The sequence below is a fragment of the Salinispora mooreana genome, from assembly GCF_000379065.1.
Lineage (GTDB): Bacteria > Actinomycetota > Actinomycetes > Mycobacteriales > Micromonosporaceae > Micromonospora > Micromonospora mooreana.
The window spans coordinates 4715286-4731731 of sequence record NZ_KB900614.1 but is presented as its reverse complement, the minus strand read 5'-3'; the positions used below and the strand labels follow the sequence as shown (position 1 = coordinate 4731731).

Below are 16446 nucleotides of genomic sequence, written 5' to 3'. Positions count from 1 at the left end.
GGAGACAACCATGCACCCCGCACTGCGCACCCAGCTGACCGAGCTGGTCGGCGTCCGGTACCCCATCGTGCAGACCGGTATGGGCTATGTCTCCGGTGCCCGGTTGACCGCGGCGACGGCCCGGGCCGGCGGCCTCGGCATCATCGCCTCGGCCACGATGAACCTCGACGAGTTACGCTCCGCGATCCACGAGGTGCGTCGGTGTACCTCCGCGCCGTTCGGGGTCAACCTGCGCGCGGACGCGACGGACGTGTGGGAGCGGGTCGAGTTGATTATCGCGGAGTCGGTCCGGGTCGTCTCGTTCGCGCTCGCGCCGCGCCGCGACCTCATCAGCCGGTTCCGCGACGCCGGGGTCATCACCATCCCGTCCGTCGGCGCCCTCCGGCACGCGGAGAAGGTGGCCGGCTGGGGGGCGGACGCCGTCCTGGTCCAGGGTGGCGAGGGTGGTGGGCACACGGGGACCGTCCCCACCAGCCTGCTCCTCCCCCAGGTGGTGGACGCGGTCGACATTCCGGTGGTCGCGGCCGGCGGATTCTTCGACGGCCGCGGCCTGGTCTCGGCCCTCGCCTACGGCGCAGCGGGGATCGCCATGGGTACCCGATTTCTGTTGACCAGCGACAGCCCGGTCGGGCCCGCGGTGAAACAGACCTATCTCGACAGCGGCCCCACCGATACGGTGGTCACCACGCGGGTTGACGGCGTACCGCACCGGGTTCTCCGGACCCGGTTCGTTGACCGACTCGAACGATCGGGACGGATCAGCACCCTGGCCAACGCGCTCGGGCGGGCCCGCGCGCTGCGCCGACACACCGCAATGCCCTGGCGGACGCTGATTCGGGATGGCTTCGCCACCCGACACAGCCGCGAACTCTCCTGGTCCCAGATGCTGATGGCCGCCAACACCCCGGTCCTCCTCCGGGCAGCGATGGTGGACGGCCGAGCCGACCTCGGAGTGATGTCTGCCGGGCAGGTGGTGGGGCTCATCGACGACCTACCCTCGTGCGCGGAGCTCATCGACCGGATCATGGCCGAGGCAGACGGCTGCCTTTCCCGGCTTACAGCCGCTCAATGACGGTGACGTTCGCCTGGCCACCCCCCTCGCACATCGTCTGCAACCCATACCGGCCGCCGGAGCGGTCCAGCTCGTGCAGCAGGGTGGTCATCAGCCGCGCGCCGGTCGCACCGAGCGGGTGCCCAAGGGCGATCGCCCCACCATTGACATTGACCCGATCCAGCTCCGCACCGGTCTCCCGCAGCCAGGCGAGCACCACGCTGGCGAACGCCTCGTTGATCTCGATCAGGTCGACCTGGTCGAGCGTCATCCCGGCCCGCCGCAACGCGACCTCGGTTGCCCGAATCGGCGCGGTCAGCATCAACACCGGATCGTCGCCCCGGGCGCTGAGATGGTGGATGCGGGCCCGGGGCGACAGCCCGTGCACCCGTAGTCCCCGCTCGGAGGCGACCAGCACGACGCTGGCAGCGTCGGCGAGTTGGCTGGCGAGGGCCGCGGTGGTCGTCCCGTCGGGACGTAGTGGGGCAAGGGTGGCCATCGCCGCCAGGGAGGTGTCCGGTCGCGGGCACTCGTCCACCGTGCAGCCGGCACAGGGCACGATCTCGGCGGCGAACCGTCCCGCTTCCCGGGCGCGGACCGCCCGCTCGTGACTGAGCAACGCGTACTGTTCCATCTCAGGACGAGTGATCCCCCACCGGGCGGCGATGCGGTCCGCGCTGCGAAACTGAGAGATCTCTTCCTCGCCGTAGCGAGCGGCCCACCCGAGCGAGCCGGCGTACGGGCCGTGCGGAGCCATCGCACTCGCGATCGGCACCTGACTCATGCTCTGGACCCCACCGGCGACCACCAGGTCCGCCGTGCCAGCCAGGACGGCCTGGGCGGCGAAGTGCACCGCCTGCTGGGACGAACCACACTGTCGGTCGACGGTCACCCCGGGTACCTCCTCCGGTAGGCCAGCCGCCAGCCACGCCGTCCGGGCGATGTCACCGGATTGGGGCCCGAGGGTGTCCACGCAGCCGAAGACGACGTCGTCAACCGCGGCCGGATCAACCCCCACTCGCTCCAGCAGGGCCGCGATGACCTCACCGCCGAGGTCTGCGGGGTGCACCCCGGCCAGCCCACCACCGCGCCGCCCGACCGGACTGCGCACCGCGTCGACAAGGTATGCCTCGCTCATTGTCGCCTCCTCCAGTATGCTAGAACATGTTCTAAATCTAGCTGAACGGGGTAGCGCTATGTACCTCACCTACTCGGTCGATCAGCAACAACTCCGTTCTCGACTGCGGGCATACTTCGCCGACCTGATGAGCCCGGAGGTCCGCGAGGCGCTCGTGATGACCGGCGGCGAATACGGCGACGGCACGGTCTACCGAGACATCGTGCGGCGACTGGGTCAGGATGGCTGGCTGACGCTTGGTTGGCCCCGGGAGTACGGCGGCAGTGATCGGTCCATGTTGGATCAACTCATCTTCACCGACGAGGCCGCGGTCGCCGGAGTGCCGGTTCCGTTCCTGACCATCAACACGATCGGGCCGACGCTGATGCGCTTCGGCACCGAGCGGCAACGTGCCGAATACCTACCCCGGATCGCCGCCGGCGAGCTGCACTTCTCGATCGGCTACTCCGAGTCCGAGGCGGGCACCGATCTCGCCGCCCTACGCACCAGCGCGGTCCGCGACGGTGACACCTATGTCATCAACGGCCAGAAAATGTGGACCAGCCTCATCCAGTACGCGGATTACATCTGGCTGGCCTGCCGCACCGCACCAGAGGCACCCCAGCACGAGGGCCTCTCCATCCTCATCGTGCCGACCGACGCGAGCGGCTTCTCGTGGACTCCGGTGCGTACCGTCGCGGGACCGACCACCAGCGCCACCTACTACACGGACGTCCGGGTGCCCCGCTCCGCACTGGTGGGTGCGGAGAACCAGGGCTGGCCGTTGATCACGAACCAGCTCAACCACGAGCGGGTCGCGCTCACCTCGGCAGCCCCGATTCGACACGCGTTACACGAGGTACGGGACTGGGCCCTCGCCACCACCCTGCCGAGCGGGCAGCGGGTCATCGACCAGGAGTGGGTCCAGCTACACCTGGCCCGAGTGCACGCCAAGGCCGAGTTCCTCAAGGTCTACAACTGGCGACTCGCCGCCGAGTCAGCCGCCGGCATCGACCCGGCCGCCGCCTCGGCCACCAAGGTCTACGGCACCGAGTTCGCCATCGAGGCGTACCGACTTCTCATGGAGGTGCTCGGCGCGAACGCGTCGGTGCGGCAGGGGTCCCGTGGTGCCCTGCTGCACGGACGGGTGGAGCGGCTGCACCGCGCCGCCCTGATCCTCACCTTCGGCGGCGGCACGAACGAGGTGCAGCGGGACATCATCGCCACCGTCGGCCTGGGTCTGCCGGCGGCCCGTCGGCGCCGTCAACGGCAGGAGCAGTCATGAGATTCACACCAGCCGAGAGTCACCGGGACCTCGCCCTGCTCACCCGGCAGATCCTCACCGACCGGGTCACCGCCGATCGACTCCGGGACATCGAGGTTAAGGAACTCCGCCTGGACCGACCACTCTGGCAGGAGCTTGCCACGGCCGGAGTGCTCGCCGCCGCGCTGCCCCGCCGGGCGGGAGGTGACGGGCTCGGCCTCCTGGCGCAGTGTGGTGTCCTGGTCGAGGTGGGTCGGAGCGTCGCCCCCGTGCCCTACCTGACCAGCATCGTCACCGCGGCGGCCGGCCTGGCCACCTTCGGCGACGAGCGACAACTCACGCGTTGGGTCACTCCAGCCCGGGAAGGCGCGATGGTCCTGACCGCCGCCCTCACGGAGGGTGCGGTACGGGCTGGGCGCGTCGCCGGTCGTTGGGTGCTGACCGGCGCGAAGACGACCGTACCGGCCGCACCGGACGCCGACCTGGTGCTGGTGCCGGCCGAGGTTGACGATGCGATCGCGGTCTTCCTGGTCCGCCCCGACGACCCCGGGGTCAGTGTGGAGCTGCAGCAGGTGGCGGGGGGCGAGGGGGCCGGCTGGCTGGACCTGGACCAGGTGGCCCTTCCCGACGACCGGCTGCTCGGCACCGTCGCGGACGGCAGGGCCATCACCGCCTGGCTCACCACCCGGGCCACCATCGGATCCTGCGCCGTCCAACTCGGCGTGGCCGAGCGGGCGCTGGAGTTGACCGCGGAGTACGTCCGCACCCGGATCCAGTTCGGTCGTCCGATCGGCACCTTCCAGGCGGTGGCGCAGCGGCTCGCCGACGCCTACGTCGATGTCGAGGCGATCCGCCTCACTCTCTGGCAGGCGGCGTGGCGGCTCGCCGAAGGGCTACCCTGCCCCACCGAGGTGGCGACGGCCAAGTTCTGGGCCGCCGATGCCGGACACCGGGTGGCGCACACCGCCGTTCACCTCCACGGTGGGGTAGGAATCGACCTTGAGCACCAACTGCACCGCTACTATCTCGCCGCGAAGCACCACGAGTTCCGGTTGGGCGGTGCCACGGCCCAACTCCGGGTGATCGGGGCCGCCCTCACCTCGACCGGCCTGGGAGATCACGATGGCGTGGGCGATGAGTCACCCCCCACCACCTGAACCCGTGCGGCACCGCGGGCGGCCCCAACCAATCGCCTCGTGGCTCCGACCCCGGGGCGTTGACGGCGCGAAAAGCACACCATAGATTGATGTTCATAAATTTAAACGGTAGTTGGCGCGCGGGGCCTTCGACGCGGACCCGGAAGCCACTCCCCTCCGACCTGATTGGCGACGACCGCCGCAACCGGGTCGACCCGCGGCGACGACCTCCGCACGTGCGTAGGCCACAGCCACCGCCAACTCTGTCACCTGCCCAATGGTCGATCTCGATCGACACGCGAGCCAGTCACCACCGGGCGGGAGATCTGAGCCCAGGGGCGGTCAACGCGGCCGACGCGATCAAGGGACATCGGACACCGATCACGACAGCGATTGAAGGGGCCGAGCATGACAGGTACGAGCTTTTCCCGACGTGGCCTACTACGGGCCACCACGCTCGGCGCCGGCGCCGCCGTCGCCGGGGCTGCTTTAGGTCAGCAGGCGGCCCAGGCGGGTGGTCCGGTACCCGCGTTGGCCGGAAAGACCGCCGTGGTCATTGGCAGTGGCTTCGGCGGGGCGGTCGCCGCCTACCGACTCGGCCAGGCCGGAGTGGCGACCACGGTGCTGGAGCGAGGTCGCCGCTGGGATGTTGACGCCTCCGGCACCACGTTCTGCGGCATCAATGAGCCGGACTGGCGGTGTGGCTGGTTCCTGGACCACCCGCCACTGGGCATCAACCTCGGCGCGCGTATCGAGAAACGTGCTGGGTTGATCGCCCGCCACGACGGAGAGGGAATCTCGGTGCTGAGCGGCACCGGAGTCGGCGGCGGCTCCCTCGCCATCGGGATGTTCCTACCGCAGCCGCGACGCAACGAGTGGGAACAGGTCTATCCGACCGAGGTCGGATACGACGAGATGAACAATGTCTACTGGCCTCGGGCCCGGCAACGCCTCGGCGCCACGCCGATTCCCGACGATGTGCAGAGCACCGGCCCCTACCGGGGAGCCCGAGCCTGGCTCGACTACCTGTCAGAGTTCAAGCAGACCCCCCTACCCATTCCGTTCGCCGTGGACTGGGACGTGATCCGCGCCGAACTCTCCGGTGACGCCGTGCCATGCCACACGATCGGCGAGGGCCCGTACGGCAGCAACTCCGGGGCGAAGAACAGCGTGGACCGCAACTACCTCGCCTGGGCTGCTGCGACCGGCAACGTGACCACGCTGGCGTTGCACGAGGTGACCGAAATCCACGAGGTGTCCGGCCAGGACAAGTTCGAGATCAGGTGCCGGCAGATCGACGAGCACGGCACGGTCCTGTCCACCAGGACCTTCGTCTGTGACTACCTGTTCATGGCGGCCGGCTCCGTCTACACCACCTCGCTGCTGCTCACCTCCCGGGCCAAGGGCTGGCTCCCCCGGCTGGTCAACCAGGAGGTGGGCAAGGGCTGGGGCAACAACGGCGACTTCCTGGTGACCCGGATCAACCTCCGAAAGGACGTCGGCTACGCCCAGGGCGGTCCGGGTAACGTCAAGTACATCGACGAGGACAACCCGTACGCGCCCACCTCGATGGCATGGGAGGCGGCACCTGTCCCCCGTTGGATGCCGCGTACCACCGCGCACCTGGTAACCAGCATGACTCCGGAACGGGGCGAGATTCGCTACGACCCGGAGACCGGGACCGGCAAGGTGCACTGGCCGTACGGAGTGCTGGAGACCACCGCCGAGAAGGCCGCAGTTGACCTGGTTACCCGGTTGTGGTGGCAGACCGAGGGCCGCAAGGGATACCTACTGCACGGTCTGCCGACCTACGCCCGAGGCGTCGGCACCGGGCTCGGCGCGGCGAACACCTGGCACCCGTTGGGCGGCATGGTCATGGGCAAGGCCACCGACTTCGGCGGTCGGTGCGTGGACTACCCCAACCTCTTCTGCGTCGACGGATCGATCCTGCCGGGCACGGCCTGTCTGGCCAACCCTTCCCTGACCATCACCGCGAACGCCGAACGTTGCATGGACCGGTTCCTCGCCGCGCACTCCTGACCCGTCCGGGAGCCCGGCCGCAAGCCGGGCTCCCGTTCAGCGGTAGCGCACCGGCATCTCTCGGATCCCGTTGATCCAGCCCGACCGCAGCCGCTGCGGCTCGGCGGCCTTGCGGATGTCCGGCATATGGTCGGCGATCGAATTGAAGATCAGTTCGATCTCCAGGCGGGCGAGGTTCGCACCCAGACAGAAGTGCGCGCCACTACCGCCGAACCCCAGGTGCGGATTGGGGCTGCGGGTGATGTCGAACCGATCCGGCTCCTCGAACACCGACTCGTCGAAGTTGGCCGACCCGTAGAAGAGCGCTACCCGTTGGCCGGCGGAAATCGCCTGTCCGCCCAGGGTGGTGTCGACCAACGCGGTGCGTTGGAAGACGTTCACCGGGGTCGCCCAGCGGATGATCTCCTCGACCGCGCTCCGGGGGCGCTCGGCCTTGAACAGTTCCCACTGTTCTGGGTGCTCGAGAAAGGCCAGCATGCCATGGGTGATCGCGTTCCGGGTCGTCTCGTTGCCCGCAACCGCCAAGAGCATCACGAAGAAGCCGAACTCGTCAGTGGTCAGGTGCTCCCCGTCGATCTGCGCGTTGACCAGCTTGGTCACCAGATCGTCGCTCGGGTTGCGCTGTCGCTCGTCGGCCATCTCCATCGCATACGCGAGCAGCTCGGCGGCGGCGGTCAACGGATCCACGCCATACGTCGGATCGTCGTAGCCGATCAACTGGTTCGACCAGTCGAAGACCTTGCGACGATGATGCTGCGGCACCCCGATCAGCTCTGCGATCGCCTGCAACGGCAGTTCGCACGCGACGTCGGTGACGAAGTCACCAGTGCCCCGGACAGCCGCGTCCCGCACGATGCGCTCGGCCCGCTCCGCCAGCGATCCGCGCAACGCGTTGATCGCTCTGGGGGTGAAGCCGCGGGACACGATGGCCCGTAGCTTGGTGTGCTCCGGCGGGTCAACGTTGAGCATGATGACCCGCTGCATCTCGAGGTCCGCCCTGGTGGTGCCCGGCTGGAATCGGGCGATCGCGGTGTTCTCCCGAGTCGAGTAGGTTTCGCTGTCCCGAGAGACCGCCATGACATCGGCGTACCGGGTGACCACCCAGTACCCGTCGTCGTCGAAGCCGGCCGAGCCCCTTGGTTGGACGTTCCACCAGACCGGGGCCGTCCGGCGCAGCTCGGCGAACTCCTCGCGAGGCACACGACGCTCCAGGACGGCGGGGTCGGTGAAGTCAAATCCCACTGGAATACGCGGCTCAGTCATCGAACCTCCTACTGTAACCTGTTCTAATATTCAAGCAGATCACATGTTGTTTCGACAACGTAACGTGGGCTCCGGCGCGGAGAACACGTTCTCCATCCGAAGGGACGGTGCGATGGGCACTCCGGTGATCGTTGACGCGGTTCGCACGCCGATCGGCAAGCGTGGCGGCTGGCTGGCGGGGCTGCACGCCGCCGAGCTGCTCGGCGCGGCACAACGCGCCCTCGTCACCCATGCGGACCTCGACCCGGGCACGGTCGAGCAGGTCATCGGCGGGTGCGTCACCCAGGGCGGCGAGCAGTCCAACAACATCACCCGCACCGCCTGGCTACACGCCGGCCTGCCGTACCGGACGGGCTGCCTCACCATCGACGCCCAATGCGGGTCATCCCAGCACGCCGCCCATCTGGTCGCCGGTCTCATCGCCACCGACGCCATCGAGGTCGGCATCGCCTGTGGTGTCGAGGCGATGAGCCGGGTACCGCTACGCGCGAATCTCGGCGTTGACGCCGGCACGCCCCGGCCGGCCTCGTGGGAGATCGACCTACCCAACCAGTACGTCGCCGCCGAACGGATCGCCGTCCGGCGAGGACTCTCCCGCACGGCGGTGGACGAGTTTGGGGTCCGCTCGCAGGACAGGGCAGCCCGGGCGTGGGTACAGCGGCACTACGACCGCGAGGTCGTACCCGTGACCGCGCCGGTCCTCGACACCGAGGGACAGCCGACCGGAGAAGCCCGCACGGTGGAGCGCGACCAGGGCCTGCGGGACACCACCCTGGTGGCGCTGAACCGACTGCGACCGGTGGTCGAGGGTGGACTACACACCGCCGGCACCTCGTCGCAGATCTCCGACGGCGCCGCGTCGGTACTGCTGATGGGGGCGGATCGCGCTCGCGCGCTCGGTCTCCGCCCACGGGCCAGGATCGTCGCCCAGTGCCTGGTCGGCGCCGAGCCCTACTACCACCTGGACGGCCCCGTGCAGGCGACCGAACGCGTGCTGGCCCGCGCCGGCATGAAGATCGAGGATATCGATCGGTTTGAGGTCAACGAGGCGTTCGCCGCCGTCGTGCTGTCCTGGCTGTCGGTGCACCGCGCCGACCCGGAGAGGGTGAACGTCAACGGTGGCGCGATCGCCCTCGGGCATCCGGTGGGCAGTACCGGGGCCCGACTGCTCACCACCGCCCTCCACGAGTTGGAGCGGACCGGCACCCACACCGCGTTGATCACGATGTGCGCCGGCGGTGCCATGTCCACCGCGACCATAATCGAGCGCCTCTGACCGCAGGTGGCGTCACCGCACACCGTTGGGCGCGGGGCTGCTTCCGGCAGATCGGCTCACGCTCCACGGATGCCGGCTCTCAGGGATGCTGGCTACTGACCGAGACCACCTCACCGGTGAGATAGGAGGCGTAGTCGCTGGCGAGGAAGGCCATGACGGTCGCTACCTCCCAGGGCTGCGCCGCCCGGCCGAACGCCTCCCGGCCGGTGAGTTCGGCGAGCAGGTCCGCACTGGTCACCTTCGACAGGTTGGGGTGCATGGCGAGGCTGGGCGCCACGGCGTTGACGCGGATGCCGTAGGGTGCCGCGTCCAGCGCCGCGCACCGGGTGAACGCCATCACCCCCGCCTTGGCGGCCGCATAGTGCGCCTGGCCGGCCTGGGCCCGCCAGCCCAGCACCGAAGCATTGTTGACCACCACCCCACCGTGGCCCTGCGCCAGCATCTGCCGTACCGCTGCCCGCGTACAGCGAAAGGTGCCGGTCAGAGTCACGTCCAGCACCCGCGACCACTCGTCGTCGGTCATCTCCATGACCGACGAGGTGCCGCCAAGCCCAGCATTGTTGATCACCACGTCCAGCCGTCCGTAGCCAGCCACGGCAGCGTTGACTAACGCCTCGACTTCCTGCTCGTCGGTTACGTCGCAGGGCAACGACCGAACCCGGCCCGGGTAGTCAGCCGAGAGCCGTTCGTGGCTCTCGGCAAGCCGGCGGACATGCCGGTCGCTGATCACGACGAGCGCCCCCTCGTCCAGGCAGCGCTCCACCACGGCCGCCCCGATCCCGGATCCCGCCGCCGCGGTCACCACCACCACCTTCTCCGCGAGCAGCTCCCGGCCGACCGGGCGGAGCGGCGTCGGGCCCGGGGGCCTCATCCGCGGGCCTGCCGCGGCAGGCCGAGAACCCGCTCGGCGATGATGCCCCGTTGGATCTCGTCCGATCCGCCGTAGATCGTGTCCGCGCGACTGAACAGGAAGTGTCGCTGCCAGTCGTCCAACTCGTAGGGGGCACCCTGGGCAACCGTTCCGGCGGCGCCGCACACCTGCATCGCCAACTCGCCGAGCTGCTGATGCCACCGCGACCAGAGCAGCTTCACCGCGGAGGCTCCCTGCCCCGGGCCCGACTGGTCAGCCTCGGCCATCGTCCGTAGGGTGTGTGCGCGCAGCGCCCAGAGCCCCACAGCGGCGCGGGCAAGCCGGTCGCGCAGCGCTGGCTCACCGGCGACACCGGTGTGCCGGGCAAGCGCCACCAGCCGGTCCAGCTCCCGCTGGAACCCGACCTGCTGGCCGAGCGTCGCCGCGCCTCGCTCGAAGGCGAGGGTGCCCATCGCCACCCGCCACCCCTGGCCGACCTCGCCGACAACCATGTCCCGCGAGGTGCGCGCGCCGTCGAAGAAGACCTCGTTGAACTCCGAGGTGCCGGTCAGCTGGCGGATGGGCCGCACCGTAATGCCGGGTTGCCGCATCGGCACGAGCAGATAGGAGAGCCCCGCCTGGCGCGGCCCGGTGCCGGCGGGCTCGGTCCGCGCCAGGAGGAAGCACCAGTGCGCCGCGTGCGCCAACGACGTCCACACCTTCTGCCCATCGATGACCCACTCGTCGCCGACGAGTCGGGCTCGGGTCGCCACGGCGGCGAGGTCGGACCCCGCCCCCGGCTCGGAGTACCCCTGGCACCACAGCTGCTCGACAGCCCGAATCCCGGGTAGGAAGCGCCGGCGTTGCTCCGGCGTGCCGTAGGCGATCAACGTCGGGCCGAGCAACTCCTCCCCCAGATAGCCGACGCGCGCCGGAGCGCCGGCCCGGGCGTACTCCTCGTGGAAGGCGACCTGTTGGGCAAGCGTCGCGCCCCGACCGCCGTGCTCGACCGGCCAGCCGAGACAGGTCCAGCCGGCGGCGGCCAACCGGCGATTGAAGACCAGCCGTTCGCGGTATGCCTCGTGCTCCCGGCCTGGTCCACCCGCCCCCCGCAGCTCAGCGCTGACATTCTCCACCAGCCAGGCGCGCACCGCCCGCCGGAACTCGTCGTCGTGCACTGGTGTCACCTCCCGAAGCGCGCGTAGGCTCACCCTACCAAGCACTTGCTTGTGTTTGGAGGTGTCAATGGAGCGCCGAGCAGCTCGCGTGGGTACTTCGGCAGGAGGCAGCACAGTGACAGAGGACGAAGTGGTACGGCTCGAACGCCAGGGTGCGACCGCGGTGATCACGATGAACCGGCCCCGCTACCGAAACGCCCAGAACTCGGCGATGACCTACGCCCTCGACTCCGCTTTCGCCGCGGCCGTGAATGACGACACGGTCGCGGTCATCGTGCTCGCCGGCGAAGGTGAGCACTTCTCCGCCGGCCACGACATCGGCTCCCCCGGCCGAGACGTCGAGCAGAGCTTCGAGCGCCGGGCAGTGCTCTGGTGGGACCACGTCGGTCGGTCCGGCGCCGATCAGCGGTACGCCCGGGAGATGGAGGTCTACCTTGGCATGTGCCGGCGCTGGCGAGAGCTTCCAAAGCCGACCATTGCGATGGTGCAGGGGGCCTGCCTCGCCGGCGGGCTCATGCTCGCCTGGGTCTGCGACCTGATCATCGCGGCCGAGGACGCGTACTTCGCCGACCCCGTGGTGCGGATGGGTATCCCCGGCGTGGAGTACTTCGCCCATCCGTGGACGTTGGGCCCCCGCTTCGCCAAGGAGATCCTCTTCACCGGAGAGCGGTTCGATGCTCGGCGCGCGTACGAGGTCGGCATGGTCAACCGGGTCGTCCCCCGCGCGGAGTTGTACTCCCACACCCTCGGTCTCGCGCAACGAATCGCCGAGATGCCCCGCTTTGGACTGGCGCTGACCAAACGGGCCATCAACCAGGCGGAGGACCTGATGGGTATGCGCTCGGCAATGGACGCCGCCTTCGGTCTGCACCACCTCGCGCACGCGCACAACGCGGAGGTGGCCGGCGACCCGCTCGCCGGGATGGACGCCGCAAGCATGAAGGCGAGGTCGAGCTCGTGAGCCCGGCCGGCACGATGAACCTCGACCTCGATGACGAGGCCCGCGCCTTCCGGGAGGAGGTCCGCTCGTGGCTGGCCACGAACGTGCCCACCACGCCGTTGCCGCCCATTGACACCCCCGAGGGTGACCTGGCCCACCGAGCCTGGGAACGGCACCTCGCCGCAGCCGGGCTGTCGGTGGTGTCCTGGCCCACCACCTACGGTGGGCGCGACGTCTCACCCCTGCAGTGGCTGATCTTTGAGGAGGAGTACCACCGCGCGCGGGCTCCGGTCAGAATCAACCAGAACGGCCTCTTCCTCCTGGCCCCAACCCTGTTCACCCACGGCACAGCCGAGCAGCGTGCTCGCCTGCTCCCACGGATGGCACAGGCCGACGACGTCTGGGCGCAGGCCTGGTCGGAGCCGGAGGCCGGCAGCGACCTGGCGGGAATCCGCTCCCGTGCGGTACGCACCGACGGCGGGTGGCTCCTGTCCGGGCAGAAGACCTGGAGCACCCGGGCGGCACAGGCCGATCGCGCGTTCGGGCTCTTTCGCACTGGCGTGGACCGGCACCGGGGCCTGACGTACCTGATGTTCGACCTCCGCGCCTCGGGCGTCACGGTCCGACCGATCCAACAGCTGGGCGGTACGACCGGCTTCGCCGAAATCTTCCTCGACCAGGTGTTCGTGCCCGACGCCGACGTGCTCGGCGAGGTAGACCAGGGTTGGACCGTCGCGATGAGCACCGCCGGCCACGAGCGCGGGATGTCGCTGCGCAGTCCAGGCCGCTTCACCGCCGCCGCGCAGCGGCTCGTACGGCTGTGGCGTCGGGCCGGCGCGCACGGTGACCCGGCACTGTCCGACCGCGTCGTTGCCGGCTGGATCGCCGCCCGGGCATATCAGCTGCACAGCTACGGCACGGCCACCCGGGAGGCCGCCGACCGGACGCCCGAGCCTCCGCCACCCCCGGGCCAAGCCGATCGACCAGCGCGGACCGGTGCGACGACGGTGCCGGGCGGTGGCCACGCCGCCAGCATGACCAAGGTCTTCTGGTCCGAGCTGGACGTCGCCCTGCACGAGGTGGCGCTCGACCTGCTCGGGCCGTACGCCGAAACGGGTGGTCTCCGGACGGACCCGGCGGGCCGGGCGGGTGATGGCGGCGACCCGGATGCCTGGCTGGACGGCTACCTGTTCTCCCTGGCGGGTCCGATCTACGCCGGCACCAACGAGATCCAGCGCACGGTGATCGCCGAACGGGTACTCGGCCTGCCCCGGGATCGACGATGAAGCTGACCCCCTCCGCGGAGCAAAAGCAGTTCGCCGCCGCCCTCCACGCGATGTTGACCGAGGCGGACATTCCCACCGTCGCCCGCCGGTGGGCCGCTGACGACCCGGCTCCCGGGCAGGCGCTCTGGCGTCGGCTGGCAGAGCTCGGCGTAACCGGTCTGGCGGTGCCGGCACGGTGGGGCGGCCTGGCCGCGCACCCGGCTGACATCGTCGTCGCGTGCGAGGAGCTCGGGCACCACGCCCTACCTGGTCCGGCCGCCGAGTCCATCGCCGCCCTGCCCACGTTGCTCACGACGCTCGGCGACGACGCGCTCTGCGAGACCTGGCTGCCCCGGCTCGCCAGCGGCGAGGTGATCGGTACTCTCGCCGTGCCGCCGCACGTGCCGTACGCGACGGACGCTGATGCCGTGTCCCTGGTTCTCCGGGCGGATGAGCGGACGCTGCGCCTCGGCGTGCCGGGGCCGCGACTGCGCTCGGTGGACGGCACCCGACGATTGGTCGAGGTGGCCGACGGAGCGTTGCTGGCGACCGGCCCGGCCGTCGGCTCGGCGGTCACCCACGCCCTCGACGCCGGCGCGCTGGCCTGCGCGGCGCAGCTTCTCGGAGCGGGCCACGCGCTGCTCGAGACGACCCTCCGGTACGCCGGTCAGCGCACCCAGTTCGGTCAACCGATCGGGCAGTTCCAGGCGGTCAAGCACCTACTCGCCGATGTGGCGATCGGCCTCGAGTTCGCCCGGCCGCTGCTGTATGCCGCCGGCGTCGCCCTCGCCGACCACCCGTCCACGGCTGCCCGCGACGTCTCCGCCGCGAAGGTCGCCTGCGCCGATGCCGCCCAGCGGGCCGCCCGCACCGCCCTCCAGGTGCACGGGGCGATCGGGTACGCCCGAGAGTCCGGACTCGACTCCTGGCTGACCAGAGTCTGGGCGCTGGCTCGGGCCTGGGGCACCCAGTCCTGGCACCGCGATCGGATCCGGACCGCACTAGCCGCTGGAGATCTGACATGACGGCCGAGCAGCGAGCCCTTCGGATGAGCGTCCGCGGTGTGCTGTCCCGGCACACCGCCGATCGGTCCATCGCCGAGATGGCCGAGTCAACGGCGGGAGACGACACCGAGCTCTGGCAGGTGCTGTGTGGTCAGATCGGAGTGGCGGGACTCGCCGTACCCGAGCGGTTCGGTGGGCTCGGCGCCGGCCTGGGCGAGGCCCATATCGTGTTGGACGAGTTGGGCCGCACCCTCACCCCCACGCCGATGCTCGGCTGTGCGGTCCTCGCCGGCCAGGCCCTGCTGCACAGCGGGGACGAGGCGGCCTGCCGCCGAATCCTGCCCGACCTGGTCAGCGGAGAACGGCTGGCCGCGCTCGCCTGGACCGACCGGCACGGTGACTGGGATCCACACCGACCCGCCTTCGCGGCGACGAAAGGCGGACAGCTCACCGGCGAGGCGCACTACGTGCTCGACGTACACCGCTCCGACGTGCTGTTGGTCGCCGCGAGCACCCCTGGGGGGGTCCGACTCTTCGAGGTGGATCCAGGTGCCGTCGGCGTCCGACGACGCCCGGTCACCACCGTGGACCTGACCCGCCGGCTGGGGACGGTCGTGCTCGACAGGGCACCCGGTCGTCAGCTCGGCGAGGTGAACCCGCTGGAGCGGATCCGGGACATCGCCTGCGTCGCGCTCAGCGCCGAGCAGGTCGGGGCCGCTACCCGGGCGGTGGAACTGACCGTGGCGCACGCGCTGACCCGGGTGCAGTTCGGCCGGCCGATCGGCGCCTTCCAGGCGATCGCGCACCGGCTGGCCGACCTGCACGTCGCGGTGGAGAGCGCCCGCTCCCTGTCGTACGCCGCGGTGTCGAGCCTCGACTCCGGCGCGCCCGACGCCCACCTGCTCGCCGCCGGGGCCGCGGTCCACTGCGCCGAGGCGCTGGAGCAGGCCGCCGCGCAGATGATCCAGCTTCACGGGGGCATCGGTATCACCTGGGAACACGACGCGCACCGCTACTTCAAGCGGGCCCACGGGGCAGCGCACCTGTTCGGGCATCCGCGGGCACATCTCGCCCGCCTCGCGGAGGCGATCATCAGCACTCAGCGGTAGGGGGCGCCGAAACGGTCCAAGGCGGTGATGACCGCGTCCCCGACGCCGTGTCCGGCGCCATGACCGGCCTCGTCAATCAGCTCCACCCGCGCCGCGGGCCAGACCTTGGACAGTTGCCACGGGACGTCCGCCGGGCTGCCCAGGTCGAGCCGGCCGTGGACAAGCACACCGGGAATTCCCGCAAGCCGGTGTGCACCTGCCATCAACTCACCATCGGCGAACCAACCGTCATGCGCCCAGTAGTGGGTGACGAGGCGGGCGAAGGTCATCCGGAACACCGGGTCCTCGAACCTGGGGTCGGGTCCACTGCCGGGCAGGTTCGAGACGAGTGCGTCCTCCCAGGCGCACCAGGCGCGTGCGGCTCGGTCCCGCACCGTCTCGTCCGGATCGGCCAACAGCCGGGCGTAGGCGGCGGGCAGGTTGCCGTCGCGTTCGGCGGCCGGCACCGCATCCCGGAACCTGTCCCACTGTTCGGGGAAGATCCGTCCAAGGTCGCGGGTGATCCACCGATGCTCGGCCGGGGTGCTGGTGACAACGCTGAACAACACCATCTCGGTGACCCGGTCGGGGTGCCGCTGGGCATAGCCGAGGCTGAGCGCGCTGCCCCACGATCCGCCGAGCAGCAACCACCGGTCGATGTTCAGGTGCGCGCGCAGCCTTTCAATGTCGGCCAGCAGGTGTGGCATGGTGTTGGTCGACAGGTCGGTTCGCACGTCGCCCGCGTCCGGTGTGCTGCGCCCGCACCCCCGCTGGTCGAACAGGACTACCCGGTAGACGGCCGGATCGAAGAGCCGCCGCCAGTCAGCGCTGGCGCCGGAACCGGGGCCGCCGTGCAACACCAGTGCCGGCTTGCCGAGTGGGTTGCCGCAGCTCTCCCAATAGATGAGGTGACCGTCCCCGACGTCGAGCACGCCGTCTGCGAAGGGTTCGATCTCGGGATACAAACGCGTCAT

The 16446-nt window shown here is 70.0% G+C and carries 14 protein-coding genes; 9 read left to right on the top strand and 5 right to left on the bottom strand.

Features of this window, described 5'->3' with window-relative positions; all coding sequences use genetic code 11:
* The first annotated feature begins 10 nt into the window (after window positions 1-10).
* Window positions 11-1072: an NAD(P)H-dependent flavin oxidoreductase gene (locus tag SALPAC6_RS0122660; protein WP_018255601.1), complete on the top strand. Its 1062-nt coding sequence runs from the start codon at window positions 11-13 to the stop codon at window positions 1070-1072.
* Here SALPAC6_RS0122660 and SALPAC6_RS0122655 read toward each other — a convergent pair.
* Complete coding sequence (locus SALPAC6_RS0122655; protein ID WP_018255600.1) at window positions 1056-2189, bottom strand: acetyl-CoA C-acetyltransferase; 1134 nt, start codon at window positions 2187-2189, stop codon at window positions 1056-1058. The genes SALPAC6_RS0122660 and SALPAC6_RS0122655 overlap by 17 nt on opposite strands.
* Window positions 2190-2247: 58 nt before the next feature.
* On the opposite strand from SALPAC6_RS0122655, the gene SALPAC6_RS0122650 reads away from it, so the two are divergent.
* From SALPAC6_RS0122650 to SALPAC6_RS0122640, 3 genes are all read left to right on the top strand, one after another.
* Entirely contained in the window at window positions 2248-3453 is a 1206-nt protein-coding gene (locus SALPAC6_RS0122650) for an acyl-CoA dehydrogenase family protein (RefSeq protein ID WP_018255599.1), read from the top strand.
* Window positions 3450-4589, top strand: coding sequence for an acyl-CoA dehydrogenase family protein (locus tag SALPAC6_RS0122645; RefSeq protein ID WP_018255598.1), 1140 nt, complete (start codon window positions 3450-3452; stop codon window positions 4587-4589). The genes SALPAC6_RS0122650 and SALPAC6_RS0122645 overlap by 4 nt, the downstream gene beginning before the upstream one ends.
* Window positions 4590-4976: 387 nt before the next feature.
* The gene (locus SALPAC6_RS0122640) at window positions 4977-6608 is read left to right on the top strand and encodes a GMC oxidoreductase (protein ID WP_020493619.1); all 1632 of its coding nucleotides are present in this window, start codon (window positions 4977-4979) and stop codon (window positions 6606-6608) included.
* A 36-nt stretch (window positions 6609-6644) separates the two neighbouring features.
* Here the strand turns inward: SALPAC6_RS0122640 and SALPAC6_RS0122635 are convergent, their stop codons facing one another.
* Entirely contained in the window at window positions 6645-7871 is a 1227-nt protein-coding gene (locus SALPAC6_RS0122635; RefSeq protein ID WP_026189984.1) for a cytochrome P450, read from the bottom strand.
* A 112-nt stretch (window positions 7872-7983) separates the two neighbouring features.
* Here SALPAC6_RS0122635 and SALPAC6_RS0122630 point away from each other — a divergent pair, with 112 nt between their 5' ends.
* Window positions 7984-9147, top strand: coding sequence for a steroid 3-ketoacyl-CoA thiolase (locus SALPAC6_RS0122630; protein ID WP_018255595.1), 1164 nt, complete (start codon window positions 7984-7986; stop codon window positions 9145-9147).
* A 79-nt stretch (window positions 9148-9226) separates the two neighbouring features.
* Here the strand turns inward: SALPAC6_RS0122630 and SALPAC6_RS0122625 are convergent, their stop codons facing one another.
* A complete protein-coding gene (locus SALPAC6_RS0122625; RefSeq protein ID WP_018255594.1) occupies window positions 9227-10018 on the bottom strand; it encodes an SDR family oxidoreductase in 792 nt (263 codons plus the stop codon).
* Complete coding sequence (locus SALPAC6_RS0122620) at window positions 10015-11175, bottom strand: acyl-CoA dehydrogenase family protein (RefSeq protein ID WP_018255593.1); 1161 nt, start codon at window positions 11173-11175, stop codon at window positions 10015-10017. Before SALPAC6_RS0122620 ends, SALPAC6_RS0122625 begins: the two co-directional genes overlap by 4 nt.
* Window positions 11176-11290: 115 nt before the next feature.
* Here SALPAC6_RS0122620 and SALPAC6_RS0122615 point away from each other — a divergent pair, with 115 nt between their 5' ends.
* The 4 genes from SALPAC6_RS0122615 to SALPAC6_RS0122600 are packed head-to-tail and all read left to right on the top strand — an operon-like array spanning window position 11291 to window position 15493.
* On the top strand, window positions 11291-12136 hold the full coding sequence (locus SALPAC6_RS0122615) for an enoyl-CoA hydratase (RefSeq protein ID WP_018255592.1): 846 nt from the start codon (window positions 11291-11293) through the stop codon (window positions 12134-12136).
* Window positions 12133-13401: an acyl-CoA dehydrogenase family protein gene (locus SALPAC6_RS0122610; protein ID WP_018255591.1), complete on the top strand. Its 1269-nt coding sequence runs from the start codon at window positions 12133-12135 to the stop codon at window positions 13399-13401. Before SALPAC6_RS0122615 ends, SALPAC6_RS0122610 begins: the two co-directional genes overlap by 4 nt.
* The gene (locus SALPAC6_RS0122605; RefSeq protein WP_018255590.1) at window positions 13398-14405 is read left to right on the top strand and encodes an acyl-CoA dehydrogenase family protein; all 1008 of its coding nucleotides are present in this window, start codon (window positions 13398-13400) and stop codon (window positions 14403-14405) included. Before SALPAC6_RS0122610 ends, SALPAC6_RS0122605 begins: the two co-directional genes overlap by 4 nt.
* The gene (locus tag SALPAC6_RS0122600) at window positions 14402-15493 is read left to right on the top strand and encodes an acyl-CoA dehydrogenase family protein (protein WP_018255589.1); all 1092 of its coding nucleotides are present in this window, start codon (window positions 14402-14404) and stop codon (window positions 15491-15493) included. The genes SALPAC6_RS0122605 and SALPAC6_RS0122600 overlap by 4 nt, the downstream gene beginning before the upstream one ends.
* Here the strand turns inward: SALPAC6_RS0122600 and pip are convergent.
* Window positions 15484-16446, bottom strand: coding sequence for a prolyl aminopeptidase (gene pip / locus SALPAC6_RS0122595; RefSeq protein WP_018255588.1), 963 nt, complete (start codon window positions 16444-16446; stop codon window positions 15484-15486). The genes SALPAC6_RS0122600 and pip overlap by 10 nt on opposite strands.